This is a genomic window from Pseudonocardia asaccharolytica DSM 44247 = NBRC 16224 (genome assembly GCF_000423625.1).
GTDB classification, from domain to species: domain Bacteria; phylum Actinomycetota; class Actinomycetes; order Mycobacteriales; family Pseudonocardiaceae; genus Pseudonocardia; species Pseudonocardia asaccharolytica.
In genome coordinates, this window is the sequence record NZ_AUII01000002.1 from 266161 (window position 1) to 280803 (window position 14643).

The window sequence follows — 14643 nt, forward strand, 5'->3', positions numbered from 1 at the left end:
ATGTCCGGTCCATGGCGTGGCGCGACGGCGAGACGGAACGAGGCCTTCCAAGATCAGCAGCGACCGTCCAGGACGAGGTCGCCCCCTCGCGAGCCTCGTAACCGGCAACTCGGCACCGAGGATGCGGCTCCGTGCGGTGCGGACGATCTGTCCGGCCACGCGACGGAACGCGGACAGACAAAAATTGTCCATCAGCGTACAGTCTTGTACATGACGCGGCTGAGTGTGAGCGAGGCTCGGGCGATACTTCCCGAGGTTCTCGATCGGGTAGCCAGCGGTGAGGAGATCACGATCACCCGTCACGGCAGGCCGGTCGCGGTGCTGCTGCGTCCGGACTCGGTTCGCACCCGCCGGGCCGAGGAGACGATCGAGCGCGCGCGGGAGATCGGTGAGTTGCTCACGGCCGCGCGTGAGCAGCCGCTGGGGTCCGCCGGGGTCTCGCTGGAGCGGGCGGAGGAACTGGTCGACGCCGTCCGCGCCGATCGTGATCGGCCCTGATGGATGCGTTCGACGCCGATGTGTTGATCTATGCCGGCGCTGTCGGGCATCCGCTGGGCCGGCGGGTGCGATCCTTGTTCCCGGTGGAGGCCGGAGGTATCGCGGGAATCGGTTCGGTCCTGCTGTTGCCGGAGGTCCTCGCGAAGCCGATGCGGGAGGGCGCGACGGAGGAGGTTGCCGCGCTCGTCGGGCTGTTGAGCCGGCTCGAGCTGCGCGTGGTTGACTCGGTGACGGCCGAGGTGGCGACCTCGTTGGCCGTCGCCCATCGGCTTCGGGTGGTCGATGCGGTGCATCTGGGGACGGCGGTCGTGGGCGGGGCCGATCGGTTCGTCACGAACAACCGCCGGGACTTCCCGACTTCGATCTCCGAGATCGACATCACCTACCCGGAGGCGCTGGACTAACGGTGAACGGCGGGACGCAGGACGTGCCTGGGCCGCTGCCGTATCAGGCCTTCCGGAGCCGAAGCGCGTTCCACGAGACCGGCGGCAGCTCCACAGCCGCGCCCGGCGGTGGCGAGAGCCTCCGCGGGCGGACGCGTTCGGGGGCGTCGCAGGTATTGGTGGCGGTCAGGTCGGCATCGGTCAGCACGATGTGCTCGGCGATGGCGTGCCCGGCCACGGCGGCGGGATCGACGGTCAGCTCGATCGGCTCGTGCCGGTGGCGGTTGACCGCGAAGACGACCGCCTCCCCGTCGGGCTGGTGCGTCACCGTGGCGCTGACGAGTGGGACGCGGCCGTATCGCGCGGTGTCGTACTCCGGGGCCTCGAACTCGGTGCGCAGCACCGTCGCGCGGGCCAGCCGGGCCGTGAGGGCGAACGGGTGGAAGATCGTCTGGCGCCACGCCGGCCCGTCGGGCTCGGTCCGGATCGGTGCGAGAACGTTCACCAGCTGGGCCTGGCAAGCCACCGCCACCCGATCGGCGTGGTTCAGCAACGTGATCAGCAGGTCGCCGGCGACCACGGCGTCGGCGACGGTGAAGGTGTCCTCGCTGATCCGCGGCGCTCGGGTCCACTCGTCGGGCGGTTCGGACGGCTGGTGCCAGACGTTCCACTCGTCGAAGGCGACCGTGATCTTCCGACGGCTGCCGGCCCGGGCCGCGACGGCATCCGCGGTCGCGACCACCGACGAGATCATGCGATCCATATCGGTGGCCGAGGCCAGGAAGCTGCCCAGATCGTCCGCGGGCGCGTAGTAGGCGTGGGCCGAGATGTGGTCGATCTGCTCGATTGCCCGCTCGAGGACCGTGGACTCCCAGGCGCCGAACGTCGACATCCGGGAATGCGAGCTGCCGCAGGCCACCAACTCCAGCCCGGGGTCGACCATCCGCATGGCGCGTGCAGTCTCGGCCGCGAGCCGGCCGTACTCGTCGGCGGTCTTGTGCCCGATCTGCCACGACCCGTCCATCTCGTTGCCCAGGCACCACAGGCGGATCCCGTGGGGCACCGGCGTGCCGTTCGCCGTCCGAAAGTCCGACAGCCGGGTGCCGGAGGGATGGTTGGCGTATTCCAGCAGGTCGAGAGCGTGCTGCACGCCTCGGGTGCCGAGGTTGAGCGCGAGCATCGGCTCCACCTCGGCCCGTCGCGTCCACCGGTTGAACTCGTCGAGGCCGACCTCGTTGGTCTCGACGCTGTGCCATGCCGGGTCCAGCCGCACCGGCCGGTTCGCCCGCGGGCCGATCCCATCCTCCCAGCGGTAGCCGGAGACGAAGTTGCCGCCCGGGTAGCGCACGACCGTGACGCCCAGCTCACGGACGAGCGCGAGCACGTCCCCGCGGAAGCCGTCGGCGCCGGCGCTGGGGTGGGCAGGATCGTAGATGCCGCCGTAGACACAACGACCCATGTGCTCGACGAACCCGCCGAACAACCGCCTCCGGACCGGGGCGAGCGGAAACGCGGGGCTGAACGACAGGCGGGCGGTGAGCACGGTCAGGCCCTACCGCTGACACGTGAGCGGCGCAAGCGCCAACCAGCGACGCTTGCGCCGCTCAGGCGGCGGTGCCTCGCCTCGAAGGTGCTCAGGCCGGCGAGCCCGGGCGCGTTGATACTTGTCGTGTGGAGGCCGGTCCCGACCTGGACTACGCCCGCACCGGTGACGGCGTGACCATCGCCTACCAGGTGCTGGGCCGGGGACCGGCGGTGGTCTGGCTGCCGTCGTTGGGCAACCTGCGCGCCCAGTGGCGGGTCCCGGTGCTGCGGGCCGCCTACGAGCACCTCGCGCGGTCGGTGACGTTGGTCCTCTACGACGGGCGCGGGATGGGCAGCTCCGACCGTCGGGTCGATCCGGGCGATCTGGGGCTTGCGGCGCATCTGCGCGATCTGGACGCGGTCCTCACCGCGGCCGGGCTGGAGTCCACCGCGCTGCTGGGCTACTACCACTCCACGGCAACGGCGATCGCGTTCGCCGCCGAGCGTCCGCAACAGGTCACAAGGATGATCTTGTTCGGCGGGTCGGCCCGGATTCGCGATGCGATGAGCCCGGCGCAGACCCAGGCGTTGCTGTCGCTGGTCGACCAGGACTGGGACCTGTTCGTCGATACCGCGGCGCACGCCTGGCTGGGCTGGGGCGCGGGCGAGTCCGGGCGGCTGGTTGCCGACGCGTTCCGCACCGCAGCGGCTCCGGCGGTGGCGAAGGCGTGGTTCGCGGCCGCCGCGGACATCGACGTCACCGACCGCCTGCCCGACGTTGTCGTGCCGACACTGGTCCTGCACCGCCAGGGGGAGCGGCAGATACCGGTGGAGGTATCACGCCGGCTCGCCGACGCCCTCCCGCGCGGCCGGCTGGTGGAGCTGGCCGGCTCGTCGCCGACGCTGTTCGTGGAGGACGCCCGCGCGGACCTGGATCTGGTCACCCGATTCCTGACCAGCGGTGACGTCGTCCCACCCGCGACACCCGTCACCGCCTCGGCCGACGGGGTGACCGACCGTGAGCTGGACGTCCTGCGGTTGCTGGCCGCAGGGGACTCGAACGCCGAGATCGCCCGCAGTCTGGGCATCACCGTGCACACCGTCGAGCGGCATACCGCCAACCTGTATCGCAAGATCGGAGCCCGGGGCCGGACCGATGCGACGGCCTACGCGGTGCGCCGCGGCATCGCCTGACGGATTCCCGTCACCGGGTCTACCCGGTGACCTGGATGCACGGGGCTCGTGGCGGCACGACGATGACGGGCATGACGACAACGCAAGCCATCTCGCCCGCCACTCGCCCCTGGCGGGCGGCCCGGGTGACGGCCCCCGTGGCCCGCGTGCTCGCCGGCCGCCGCTTCTTCCCCCTCTGGGCGGTCGTGCACCACCGTGGTCGCAAGACCGGCCGGGCGCTGTCCGTGCCGGTGGCCGTACGGGCCAGGGCCGACACCTTCGTGATCACCCTGCCGGGGGGGCCGCGCACCAACTGGGCACAGAACGTGCTGGCGGCCGGTGACTGCGTCGTCCGGTGGAAGGGTGTCGATCACCTCGTCACCCAGCCCGAACTGATCGGGACGGCCGACGCGAAACCGTACTTCGGACCCGTCACCTGGGCCGTGGTCCAGCGGGTCATCCGGCCCGATACGTTCCTGCGGCTCCACCGGTAGTTCACGACGCGTGCGGGGCGGTCTCGGGCGCATGGCGATGACGGTGGGGTGGCGCCAGGTGGATCTCCGCGGCATAGACCACCCAGCCGATCAACGAGAGACCGAGCCAGCTGATGGCGCGGTAGATGAGCACGGTGGCCGCGGCGGGCGCGACGGCGACGCCGGAGGCGACGAGGACGCCGAGCAAACCGGCCTCGGCCAGGCCCGCACCGCCGGGCAGGACCTGCAGGGCGATGCTGGCCTGGACGGCGAGGAAGCCCAGCGCAAGAACGGTCCAGGACGCGGGGACGCCCACGGCGGCGGCGCTGGCGTGCAGGGCCAGGAAGTCCAGCGTCCAGGTGAGGACCGAGACGACGATCAGTGCCACCCACTGGCCGGGGGTGGGCCGCAGCAGGCCGATGCGGGTCGCCAGCCGGGCCGAGATGCCGTCGGGGTCGACCGTCCAGACGCGGCGGCAGTGGTGGCAGAGCCAGGGAAGCCGCCGACCGACGTGCACCAGTAGCACCAGAAGCCGTCGCAGCACGGCGCGGTGGGTCAGCACTTCCCAGAAGGCCACGGCCACCGTGACGGTCAACGCGATGAGCGGGACGGCGACCGCGACGGGGAGCGAGCCTCCCACGGCCGTCACGATCATACCGAGGACCACCAGGGTGAGCATCGACATCACCCCCGGCAGGAACACCGACCAGGACGCCAGGGCGGCGTCGACGCCGCGGCGGCGCAGCCGCGTGATCGCATACGCGATGGAACCTGCTCCGCCCACCACGGGCACCGTGTTCGATATGGCGTTCTCGGCGAACGTGATGGCCTGCACGGTGCTGACCGGCACGGACGCGGCACCGATGACCAGCAGCCGCCGGTGCAGCTCCCCGTACAGCATCAGCGCGCCAACGCCGAGCCCTACGGCCGCGGCCACCCACACCCAGTCCAGGTGTTCGAGCGGCGTGCCTGCCTCGACCGCGGAGCGGCGCAGCTCCGGCAGCTGCCATACGAGGTAGCCCATGGCGGCCAGCACGACGGCCCAGTGCGCGAGGGACTTCCAGTGGTGCGCCAACCAGCCGGCGGCCGCGTCTCGGACGACGATCCAGCGATCTGCCATGTCAGGTCCTCCCCGGAGGCGCCGCAATCGTGGCGCGGCGGGAACCTCCAACGGCCCTGTCCGACGGGCCGGTGCTGGCGGCATGGAAGCAGGAGCATGGTAGCCCTCGCTGTCGCCGCTCCGGGGTTCGTGGGTCGCTCGCCACGCACGGCTCGGCGAGCCGATTTTGTCATTGACAAGATGGCACCTCACGGGCCATCTTGTCAGTGTCAAGTTACGGGGTTCGGAGAAGGGAACCGACATGGAACCGCTGATCACGCTCGTCGTCGTCACACTGGCGGTGCTGGCCGCCGGACGCGCCGGAGTGAAGAAGCTGAGGGGATGGCCGGTCGCCCTCCGCGGCGGGCTCGCGGCGATGTTCGTGCTGACCGGCGTGGCGCACTTCGTGGGGATGCGCGCCGAACTGATCAGCATGGTCCCGCCGGGCATACCGGCGCCGGACCTGATGGTCACGGTCACGGGTGTGCTGGAGCTGGCGGGTGCGGTGGGGCTGCTACTGGGGCCGACCGCGCCGATCGCCGCCGCGGGCCTCAGCGCGCTGCTCGTCGCAGTGTTCCCGGCGAACGTGTACGCCGCGGTCTCGGGCGTGCTGGCAGGGACGTTCGACCAGCTCGCGCCGCGCACTGCGATGCAGGTGGTCTTCCTGGCCGCGACGCTCGCCGTCGTGGCGCACTACGTGCGGGGCCGGCAGGACCGCCGTACGGCCGTCGAGACCACACCGGCCCGCACTGTCCAGCGGATCTGAGGAATGTGCCCATCTTTCGTCTCAGATCACTTCGAAATTGGCCGTCATCATGTCCTCGTGTCCGAGGTTGCGGCGGTGGAAGACGTACTTGCCGCGGTAGCCGTCGAAACGTATGAGCAACTCGGCTGGTCGAACCCGGTGAGCTCGCGCGCGAGCTCCGTCCCCCACCAGGTGGGGGACTTCGTGCTTGACCCGGCTCCCGCCCGGCACCGGAAGGGCGCGGTGTGCGTGGCGGCTCGACATGGCACCGTTGCCGGGGGATCGTCGCGGGTGCCGCCCGCGCGGCATCCGGGTGGGCAGCACAGTTGGGCGGCAGGATGCAGCGACGGCGAGGAGGCGTCCGGTGCCGAGGACGAGCGACAAGGCGGACCGGTTCACCGAGTCGGTGATCCGGGAGACGTTCCGGCTCGCCGCCCGGTACGGCGCCATCAACCTCGGCCAGGGCTTCCCCGACCATCCCTGTCCGCCGGAGCTGAAGGCGGCGGCGTGCGCGGCGATCGAGGCCGACGACAACCAGTACCCGATGACGTTCGGGACGCCGCAGCTGCGCGCCGCGATCGCGGTGAAGACCGCCCGGACCTACCCGGGGTGGGAGATCGACCCGGACACCGAGCTCTGCGTGACCTGCGGGGCGACCGAGGCGCTGGTCGCGGTGACGTTCGCGCTGCTGGATCCCGGCGACGAGGTCGTGTTGTTCGAGCCGTGGTACGAGAACTACCGGCCGAACGCGATCCTGGCCGGTGCCGTGCCCCGGCTGGTGCGGATGCACCGGCCCGACTGGTCGTTCGACGAGGCGGAGCTGCGGGCGGCGTTCGGTCCGCGGACGAGGGCGGTCTTCCTCTGCCACCCGAACAACCCGACCGGGAAGATCTACCGGGCCGAGGAGCTCGCCGTCCTGGCCGAGCTGTGCCGGCGCTGGGACGCGGTCCTCGTCGTCGACTCGATCTACGAGCACATCCACTACCTCGGCCCCGGCGAGTATCGGCCGCCCGCGCTCGTTCCGGGCCTCGAGGACCGGACCGTGACCGTCAACGCGCTCTCCAAGACCTACGCCGTCACCGGGTGGCGGGTCGGCTGGACGGTTGCGCCGCCACGGCTCACCACCGCGATCCGGAAGGTGCACGACTTCCTCACGATCGCGGCCCCCGCCCCGTTGCAGGCCGCGGGTGTCGCGGCGATGGGGCTGCCCGCGTCCTACTACACGCAACTGGCGGCCGACTATCTCGAGCGGCGCGATCTGTTGTGCGACGCGCTGGAGCGCATCGGGTTCGACCTGCGCCACCCGGACGGGTCCTACTACGTCCTGTGCGACACGCGCCCGCTCGACCCGTCTGGCGACGGGGTGGTGTTCGCCCGGAGACTGATCACCGAGATCGGGGTGTCCTGCGTTCCCGCGGCGTCCTTCTGGTGCCCGGAGCACGCCGCGTCCGGCCGAAGCATGGTCCGCTTCGCGTTCCCCAAACGTCTGGAGACGCTGCGCGCCGCGATCGAGCGGCTCGAAAAACTGCGGATCTGAGGTGGCGCTGCGGCGCCTCGTTGATCAACTCAACCGTGATCGTCGCCTCGGCGGATCCGGCCGCGGGCGATGAGCTCGACGGTCACGAGGACGGCGAGGGTCTCGGCGGCGAGCAGGCCGACGAGGACCAGCACCTGGGCGGATCCGGCTTGGAGCGGCTCGCCGCCGCCCAGCAGCACTCCCACGAATGCGCCGGGCAGGGTGACGAGCCCGACCGTGCGGGTCTGGTCGAGGGCCGGGACGAGGGCGTCGCGCGCCGAGGGCCGGATCAGGAGGAGGGTGGCGTCGCGTGGGAGAAGGCCGAGCGACAGCGCGGCCTCGTACTCTCCGCGCCGGTGATGGAGTTCGTCGAGCGCTCGGCGCCCGGCGAGGGAGGTCGCGGTCATGGCTCCGCCGATCACGATCCCCGCGATGGGGACGACGGCGATGCCGACGAGCGGGACGGCTCCGGTGGCGAGGATGATGGCGATCACCGGGACGGCCCCGGTGAGGATGGCGAGCCCGGCGTGCAGGCCGCTGCGGGCGGGGGTGATCCTCCGCCCGGAGGTCCAGGTCGCCACGGCGAACATGACGAGGACGAACAGTCCGGTCGCCCACCACGCGCGCACCACGGCGAGGATGAGCGTGGCGACGACGGCGAGCTGGACGACCGCGCGAACGGCTGCGACGACGGACGCGGTGGAGGTCCGCAGACCGCCGAGTGCACTGGTCAGTGCCGCCAGCGCGACCAGTGCGACCAGCGCGACCGCGAGCTGCCATCCGACGATCACGCCCGGTTCGCCCATGCCCACCTCCTGGTCGGGCAAGGCTGCCGGACGCGCCCGAACGGAGTAACACCACCCCCTCGACGTGGTGGCGGCGGTCGTCGGCGTCAAGCGCGGCCACCGGTCGACCAGCCAGGCCATGGCTTCCGGTCGGCTCGCCCGAGTGCGGCCAGCGTCAGGCGCTTGCATACCTGCAATGACGGTGCACGTAGTGGGCGACCATCTGGGCCAGCTCGGCGGATGCTGCGGCGCCGAGTGGACATTCAGGCCGGAAACGTCCGCACCTACCTCGGCACGGCCCTGGCGGCTCACCAGACCGCGGAAGAGGCTGCCCGCCGCTACAGCGCGCTGCTCTGCCCGGAGCTGTACCACCTACTCACCACCGAATGAGGCTGGTCCCCCGAGCTGTGCCTGGACGTCGTCCAGCCTCCAGCGGTGATGGCCGCCCGCGGTCGTGTAGGTCGGAGTGATCTTGCCGTCCCGATAGTAGCGCTGGATCGACTTCACCGAGAGGCGCAACTCCCTGGCCAGCCGGATGCACGACAATGTCGGGCGTGGCCACGGTCCAGCCAGGGCACGAGCCCCCGGACGAAGCCCACGCCCTGCTCGGTGGCGGCGGATCGGTGGACGTCGACGATCTCGAACGTCTCGCGCTCGCGGCCCATCTCACGGGCCGCGACGACGAGAGCACGCAGGCATGGAGGCGCGCCTACCTCGAGTGTGTCCGCCTCGGTGAGCCGGAGCGCGCGATCCGGTGTGCGTTCTGGCTGGGCCTCACGCTGCTGCTGCGGGGTGAGATGACCCAGGGGGGCAGTTGGCTGGCGCGCGCCGAGCGGCTCGTCGAGCCGCTCGGCGGCGAATGCGCGGCTTCGTGCTCGTCCCGGCATTCCTCCAGACGTTGGAGGACGGCGATCACGCGACGGCGTCCGCGATGGCCAGGCAGATCGTCGAGATCGCGCAGCGGTTCGGCGACAACGACCTCCTGGCGTTCGGGCTGCTCTGTCGGGGCCAGGCGTCGCTCGCGCTGGGTGAGACCAGCAGCGGCAGGAAACTGCTCGACGAGGTCATGGTGTCGGTGACCACGGCCGAGGTCTCTCCGATCACCACCGGGATCGTGTACTGCGCGGTGATCGAGGCGTGCATCGACGGATGCGACCTGCGCCGCGCGGCGGAATGGACCGACGCGGGCGGCGGCCGTTCCCTCTACGCTGACTGCGCCCTGCAGCGCCGTCTCCGCGACGTCCACGTCATCACGCAGCACTTCCTCGTCAAACCCGACACGCTCACCACGGCGGGCGCCATTCTCGCTGGCCAGGACGTCGATGTCATGGTCTTCTGACACGGCCCAGGCTTGGCGGAGCACGCGGGCGCCGGTGGCTGACGGGAGGCGACCCGATGACGGACCGGCCCACCGAGGCATGGACCAGCGAGGATGCCTACGAACGCTACGTCGGGCGGTGGAGCCGGTTGGTCGCGCCGCGGTTCCTGACGTGGCTGCCGGGCGAGTCATCGGCGGTGTGGTGCGACGTCGGCTGCGGGACCGGCGCGCTGGCGCACGCGATCCTGGCCACGCAGAACCCGGTGAGGGTGCTCGGGGTCGACCGCGCCGAGCCCTACCTCGCCGCCGCCCGGCGGGCCGCCACGGACCTCCGCTTCGACACGGCGGCGAGCGGCGCCACGGCGATCCCGGCCCGCGACGGCGAGTTCGACCGAGTGGTCTCGGCGCTGCTGCTCAACTTCGTGCCGCAACCCGCCGAGGCACTCGCCGAGATGCGCCGGATCACCCGGCCCGGCGGCCTGATCGGCGGCTACGTCTGGGACTACGCCGAGGGGATGCGGCTGATCCGTCTGTTCTGGGACGCCGCGACAGCGCTGGATACGGATGCGGCCGAGCTCGACGAGGGACGCCGCTTCCCGATCTGCCGCCCGGACCCGCTGCGTGCGCTGTTCGTCGCGGCCGGGCTGGTCGAGGTGGACGTCGGAGAGGTCACGGTTCCCACGGTGTTTGCCGATTTCGACGATCTGTGGGAGCCGTTCCTCGGCGGCCAGGGCCCGGCACCGGGCTACTGCGCCGGGCTGTCCGGGGACCGCCGGGACGCCCTGCGGGAACGGCTGCGGGCGATGCTGCCGCGGCGGCCCGACGGCGCGATCCCGCTCGAAGCCCGGGCCTGGACGGTCCGGGGTCGCGTCCGGTGAGAACGGGCCGGTAGGACTGCCACCTGAGCGCGCTCGGTGCACGTTATGGCTCTATAACACGCGGGGGGAGCCACCTTCGACGATGTTATGGCTCCATAATGCGCGGAGAAATGCGCGGAGCGGTCGCCTTCCCCTCCGACGGCTGTCTTGTTAGCCTTCGCTAAGTCTAGGGCAGCCACAGTTGAGTAAGGGAACGGCGGACGGTGACCACAGCGACGGCGACGCCCGCCGGTGCAGGGCTGCCGGGGGCACCGGCCGGGCAGCGTGGGGCGGTCGCGCTGCGTCGTCGACGCAGGCTCGTCATCCTCGGGCTGCTCGCCCTGCTCGCCGTCGCGGCGCTGGCGAGCCTCGCCGTCGGGGCGAAGCCGATTCCGCTGCCCGTCGTGTGGGATGCGATCTTCTTCCCGACCGGTACCGAGGACGGCATCGTGGTCCGCTCCCTGCGGATGCCGCGCACCGTCCTCGGGATCGGCGTCGGCATCGCGCTCGGGGTGGCCGGCGCGCTGATGCAGGGACATACCCGCAACCCCCTCGCCGATCCCGGCCTGCTCGGGGTCAGCGCCGGCGCGGCGTTCCTCGTGGTGATCGGGATCTATGCGCTGGGCGTGACCTCCCTGTTCGGCTACGTCTGGTTCGCCTTCGCCGGGGCGTTGGCGGCCAGCGTGCTGGTGTTCGTGCTCGGCTCCCTGGGCCGGGGCGGGCCGACGCCGGTGACGCTGGCGCTCGCCGGGGTCGCGGTCAGCGCCCTGCTGACCGCGCTGACCTCGGCGCTGGTGCTGGCCGACACCAACACGCTCGACGCGTTCCGGTTCTGGGCGGTCGGATCGGTCGCCGGGCGCGACGCCGGAACCGTCGTACAGGTCGCCCCGTTCCTGGGCCTCGGACTGCTGCTGGCGGCCGTCAACGCCCCCGGGCTGAACCTGCTCGCGCTCGGTGAGGACATCGCGCGCGGTCTCGGCCAGCCGGTGCAACTCACCCGCTGGGTCGGGCTGATCGCGATCACGTTGCTGACCGGGGCCGCGGTGGCGGCGTGCGGGCCGATCGGGTTCGTCGGCCTCGTCGTGCCGCACGTCGCCCGGTCGCTCACCGGCCCGGACCATCGGTGGCTGCTTCCCGCGTCCGGGCTTGCCGGCGCGGTGCTGCTGCTGGCCGCCGACGTCATCGGCCGCGTGCTCGTGCGGCCGGCCGAACTGCAGGTGGGCATCGTGCTGGCCCTGGTCGGAGCGCCGTTCTTCATCGCGCTGGTCCGCCGTCGCAGGCCGGCCTCGCTGTGACCGGCCTGCTGGAGCGGCCACCGGGTCGGCTGGCCGGTCGGACGCCGGTCCGGTTGGGTCCGTTCTCCGGGGTGTGGCGTCCGCGCGTGATCGCGGTGACGCTCACCGGCCTCGCCCTGCTGGTGCTGGTCGCGGCCGTCAACATCGGCCGCGGTGACTTCCCCATCTCGCTCGCCGAGGTACTCGCCGTGCTCGTCGGTGGCGGTGACGAGGCCCAGCAGTTCATCGTGCTGGAGCTTCGGCTGCCGCGGACGCTGACCGGGATCCTCGTCGGTGCGGCACTGGGCCTCTCAGGTGCGATCACCCAGGCCATCGCGCGCAACCCGCTTGCCAGCCCCGACATTCTCGGCGTCACCGCGGGCGCCAGTGCTACCGCGGCGGCGGTGATCGTGCTCGGCGGCGGCAACGGGGTGATCACCGGCCTGCTGTCCGCGGCCGGTCTGCCGGTCGCCGCGCTGCTCGGCGGCCTGTTCACCGCGGCGCTGGTCTACGCGCTGTCCTTCCGGCGCGGCATCGAGGGTTACCGGCTGGTGCTGGTCGGGGTCGGGGTCGGCGCGGTCGCGATGGCGATCACCTCCTGGCTGCTGGTGGTGGCCGAGGTGTACCAGGCGGCGCAGGCCACGGTGTGGCTCACCGGATCGCTGAACGCCCGCGGCTGGGAGCATGTCGTGCCGGTGGGGTTCGCGCTGGTGGTCCTCGTTCCGGTCGCGTTGCTGCTGGCCTTCGTGCTCGGCGGCCTCCAGTTCGGCGACGACACCGCGCGCGGCCTCGGGCTGAACCTGAACCGATCCCGCGGCGCGCTGATCCTGGTGGCGGTCGCCCTCGCCGCGGTCGCGACGGCGAGCGCGGGCCCCATCGCGTTCGTCGCGCTGGTGGTGCCGCAGATCTGCCAGCGCCTGGTCGGCTCGTCCCGTCCCCCGCTGCTGGCCTCCGCGGTCCACGGGGCGCTGCTCACGGTCGGTGCCGACCTGATCGCCCGCACCGCGCTGGGCACCGAACTGCCGGTCGGCATCGTCACCGCCGTTCTCGGCGCGCCCTATCTGCTCCACCTGCTCGCCCGCCGCAACCGAGGAGTCACAGCATGACAACCCCCCGGCTCGAGGCCCGCGACCTGCAGCTCGGCTATGGCGACCACGTCATCGTCGACGGGCTGAACCTCGACGTTCTCGACGGCACCGTCACCGCGGTGATCGGCCCGAACGGGTGCGGCAAGTCCACGCTGCTGCGCGCGCTGGCCCGGCTCATGCCGACTCGGCGCGGCCACGTCCTGCTCGACGGGCGGCGGATCGACCGGACGCCCACCCGCGAGGTGGCGAAGGTGCTCGGGGTGCTCCCGCAGAACCCGATCGCGCCGGAGGGGCTCACGGTCGCCGACCTGGTCGCCCGCGGCCGCCATCCGCATCAGGCCTGGTACCGGCAGTGGTCCTCCGACGACGAGGACGTCGTCGCCGAGGCGCTGAGCTGGACCGGCATGGACCAGTTCGCCGAACGCACCGTCGACGCGCTGTCCGGCGGGCAGCGCCAGCGGGTGTGGATCTCGATGGCGCTCGCCCAGGGCACCGACGTGCTGCTGCTCGACGAGCCCACCACGTTCCTCGACCTCGCCCACCAGGTCGAGGTGCTCGACCTGGTGGAGCGGCTGCACACCGAGGCGGGGCGCACCGTGGTGATGGTCCTGCACGACCTCAACCTCGCCGCGCGCTACGCGAAGCGCCTGGTGGCGATGCGCGGCGGCAAGGTCGTCGCCGACGGCCCACCCGACCAGGTACTCACCGAGGACATGCTCCGCACGGTCTTCGATCTCGACGCCCAGATCGTCCTCGATCCGGTCGCGGGCACTCCGCTCGTCGTCCCGATCGGGCGGCGGCACCGCGCGCTGGAGGTCGTCGCCGCGGACGCGGGCTGATCGCCGCGGGTCAGGAGCCGAGCAGGTGCTCGATGTCGTCGAGCACCAGATTGGCGCCGGTCAGTCCGATGGCCAGCATCCACGTGTCATCGGACACCTCGAAGACCTTGCCGGCCCGCACCGCGGCGAGGGTGCCCCACAGCTCGGTGGCCTGCGCCCTGCCGGTGTCCTCGGCCGGCCCGTAGACCGACGTGAAGATCACGTCGGCGTCGGCGGAGCCGATCTCCTCGGGGCTGATCTTGACGAAGGTCCGCTCGGCGTTGCGCACGATGTCCGGACGGGCGAACCCGGCGTCGGCGAGGACCGTGCCGATGAACGACCGCGGGCTGTAGAGGCGGATCTCCCCGGGATTGAAACGCACGATACCGACCGAGGTGTCCACGGCGCCGACCCGCTCGCCGATGGCTTTCGCCCGGCTCTCGTAGGCGGCCAGCTGCTGCTCGGCCTGCGCCTTACGGCCGAGGGCCTCGGCGAAGAGCAGCAGGTTGTCCTTCCAGGCGTCGCCGGTGCGTTCGGCGAACACCGTGGGGGCGATCGCGGACAGCTGCGGATAGATGTCCTCGTGGCGCAGCTTGCTCGACAGAATCAGGTCCGGTTTCAGCGCCGCGATGGCCTCCAGGTTCGGGCTCTGGATGGTGCCGACGTTTTCGATCTTCTCGGCCGGGGCCTTGCCCTGCAGGAACGCCGGGAGCTTCTCGTCGACAGCGGTGCTCACCGCCCCCACCGGGACCACCCCGAGGGACAACGCGGCGTCGAGCTCCTGGGTGTCGAGCACGACCACCCGCTTCGGGTCGGCGGGGACGACGCTGCTGCCCATCGCATGGGTGATGGTGCGGCCGGCCTGCGCGGCCGCCTCGCCATCGTCGCCCGTGCCGCCTGCGCAGGCGGTCGCGACAAGCGCGACGGCCACGGCGGTGACCGTCAACCGGATGCGGCGCAGCCACGCCGGGCCCGAAGCCGGTCGTCTCATGCGGGTGGACCTCCTCGACGGACGCCCTCAGCGTCAAGTTTGGTAAACCTCTAGAAAAGTTAGGCTATCTAAACTTCCGGAGGCGCCGTCGTCAAGTCGGG

16 protein-coding genes are annotated in these 14643 nt (G+C 71.5%); 12 read left to right on the forward strand and 4 right to left on the reverse strand.

Features of this window, described 5'->3' with window-relative positions; all coding sequences use genetic code 11:
* Window positions 1-210 precede the first annotated feature (210 nt).
* Window positions 211-498, forward strand: coding sequence for a type II toxin-antitoxin system Phd/YefM family antitoxin (locus G567_RS33855; RefSeq protein ID WP_147200893.1), 288 nt, complete (start codon window positions 211-213; stop codon window positions 496-498).
* Window positions 498-902, forward strand: coding sequence for a type II toxin-antitoxin system VapC family toxin (locus tag G567_RS0103370; protein WP_028928856.1), 405 nt, complete (start codon window positions 498-500; stop codon window positions 900-902). Before G567_RS33855 ends, G567_RS0103370 begins: the two co-directional genes overlap by 1 nt.
* 43 nt (window positions 903-945) lie before the next feature.
* Here the strand turns inward: G567_RS0103370 and arfA are convergent, their stop codons facing one another.
* Complete coding sequence (arfA, locus tag G567_RS0103375) at window positions 946-2424, reverse strand: arabinosylfuranosidase ArfA (RefSeq protein WP_028928857.1); 1479 nt, start codon at window positions 2422-2424, stop codon at window positions 946-948.
* 128 nt (window positions 2425-2552) lie between these two features.
* Here arfA and G567_RS0103380 point away from each other — a divergent pair, with 128 nt between their 5' ends.
* Both G567_RS0103380 and G567_RS0103385 read left to right on the forward strand, forming a co-directional pair.
* A complete protein-coding gene (locus G567_RS0103380) occupies window positions 2553-3599 on the forward strand; it encodes an alpha/beta fold hydrolase (RefSeq protein ID WP_028928858.1) in 1047 nt (348 codons plus the stop codon).
* A gap of 71 nt (window positions 3600-3670) precedes the next feature.
* The gene (locus G567_RS0103385; RefSeq protein ID WP_028928859.1) at window positions 3671-4072 is read left to right on the forward strand and encodes a hypothetical protein; all 402 of its coding nucleotides are present in this window, start codon (window positions 3671-3673) and stop codon (window positions 4070-4072) included.
* Window position 4073: 1 nt separating this feature from the next.
* On the opposite strand, the gene G567_RS0103390 is transcribed toward G567_RS0103385, so the two are convergent.
* Window positions 4074-5171 (reverse strand): lysylphosphatidylglycerol synthase transmembrane domain-containing protein, encoded by a 1098-nt coding sequence (locus tag G567_RS0103390; RefSeq protein WP_028928860.1) that lies wholly within the window; start codon window positions 5169-5171, stop codon window positions 4074-4076.
* A 241-nt stretch (window positions 5172-5412) separates the two neighbouring features.
* Between G567_RS0103390 and G567_RS0103395 the strand changes: the two genes are divergently transcribed.
* Together G567_RS0103395 and G567_RS0103405 are read left to right on the forward strand one after the other, a co-directional pair.
* On the forward strand, window positions 5413-5916 hold the full coding sequence (locus G567_RS0103395) for a DoxX family protein (protein ID WP_028928861.1): 504 nt from the start codon (window positions 5413-5415) through the stop codon (window positions 5914-5916).
* 343 nt (window positions 5917-6259) lie between these two features.
* Window positions 6260-7432, forward strand: a complete 1173-nt coding sequence (locus G567_RS0103405; protein ID WP_028928862.1) for a pyridoxal phosphate-dependent aminotransferase — start codon at window positions 6260-6262, stop codon at window positions 7430-7432.
* A gap of 29 nt (window positions 7433-7461) precedes the next feature.
* Here G567_RS0103405 and G567_RS0103410 read toward each other — a convergent pair whose 3' ends face one another.
* Window positions 7462-8217, reverse strand: a complete 756-nt coding sequence (locus G567_RS0103410) for an ABC transporter permease (RefSeq protein WP_028928863.1) — start codon at window positions 8215-8217, stop codon at window positions 7462-7464.
* Window positions 8218-8451: 234 nt separating this feature from the next.
* Here G567_RS0103410 and G567_RS36575 point away from each other — a divergent pair, with 234 nt between their 5' ends.
* The 6 genes from G567_RS36575 to G567_RS26575 all read left to right on the forward strand — a co-directional run bounded on the left by G567_RS36575 (window position 8452) and on the right by G567_RS26575 (window position 13572).
* Window positions 8452-8586 carry a hypothetical protein gene (locus G567_RS36575; RefSeq protein ID WP_281169637.1) on the forward strand — a complete coding sequence of 45 codons (135 nt, stop codon included), beginning with the start codon at window positions 8452-8454 and terminating at the stop codon, window positions 8584-8586.
* Window positions 8587-9067: 481 nt separating this feature from the next.
* Entirely contained in the window at window positions 9068-9535 is a 468-nt protein-coding gene (locus tag G567_RS31750; protein WP_161631663.1) for an acyl-CoA dehydrogenase family protein, read from the forward strand.
* Window positions 9536-9591: 56 nt separating this feature from the next.
* The gene (locus tag G567_RS0103425; RefSeq protein ID WP_028928865.1) at window positions 9592-10392 is read left to right on the forward strand and encodes a class I SAM-dependent methyltransferase; all 801 of its coding nucleotides are present in this window, start codon (window positions 9592-9594) and stop codon (window positions 10390-10392) included.
* 239 nt (window positions 10393-10631) lie between these two features.
* On the forward strand, window positions 10632-11666 hold the full coding sequence (locus G567_RS0103430; RefSeq protein ID WP_028928866.1) for a FecCD family ABC transporter permease: 1035 nt from the start codon (window positions 10632-10634) through the stop codon (window positions 11664-11666).
* Window positions 11663-12751 (forward strand): FecCD family ABC transporter permease, encoded by a 1089-nt coding sequence (locus tag G567_RS0103435; protein ID WP_028928867.1) that lies wholly within the window; start codon window positions 11663-11665, stop codon window positions 12749-12751. The genes G567_RS0103430 and G567_RS0103435 overlap by 4 nt, the downstream gene beginning before the upstream one ends.
* Window positions 12748-13572 (forward strand): ABC transporter ATP-binding protein, encoded by an 825-nt coding sequence (locus G567_RS26575; protein ID WP_051232191.1) that lies wholly within the window; start codon window positions 12748-12750, stop codon window positions 13570-13572. The genes G567_RS0103435 and G567_RS26575 overlap by 4 nt, the downstream gene beginning before the upstream one ends.
* 10 nt (window positions 13573-13582) lie before the next feature.
* Here the strand turns inward: G567_RS26575 and G567_RS0103445 are convergent, their stop codons facing one another.
* Window positions 13583-14542, reverse strand: coding sequence for an ABC transporter substrate-binding protein (locus G567_RS0103445; protein ID WP_147201334.1), 960 nt, complete (start codon window positions 14540-14542; stop codon window positions 13583-13585).
* Between the last annotated feature and the right edge of the window lie 101 nt (window positions 14543-14643).

Bases quoted from the DNA above. Each gene is read 5' to 3' on its own strand.
- G567_RS0103385 (WP_028928859.1), top strand. From the start codon at position 3,671: ATGACGACAACGCAAGCCATCTCGCCCGCCACTCGCCCCTGGCGGGCG.
- G567_RS0103370 (WP_028928856.1), top strand. From the start codon at position 498: ATGGATGCGTTCGACGCCGATGTGTTGATCTATGCCGGCGCTGTCGGG.
- G567_RS0103395 (WP_028928861.1), top strand. From the start codon at position 5,413: ATGGAACCGCTGATCACGCTCGTCGTCGTCACACTGGCGGTGCTGGCC.
- G567_RS26575 (WP_051232191.1), top strand. From the start codon at position 12,748: ATGACAACCCCCCGGCTCGAGGCCCGCGACCTGCAGCTCGGCTATGGC.
- G567_RS0103390 (WP_028928860.1), bottom strand. From the start codon at position 5,171: ATGGCAGATCGCTGGATCGTCGTCCGAGACGCGGCCGCCGGCTGGTTG.
- G567_RS33855 (WP_147200893.1), top strand. From the start codon at position 211: ATGACGCGGCTGAGTGTGAGCGAGGCTCGGGCGATACTTCCCGAGGTT.
- G567_RS0103425 (WP_028928865.1), top strand. From the start codon at position 9,592: ATGACGGACCGGCCCACCGAGGCATGGACCAGCGAGGATGCCTACGAA.
- G567_RS0103410 (WP_028928863.1), bottom strand. From the start codon at position 8,217: ATGGGCGAACCGGGCGTGATCGTCGGATGGCAGCTCGCGGTCGCGCTG.
- G567_RS0103445 (WP_147201334.1), bottom strand. From the start codon at position 14,542: ATGAGACGACCGGCTTCGGGCCCGGCGTGGCTGCGCCGCATCCGGTTG.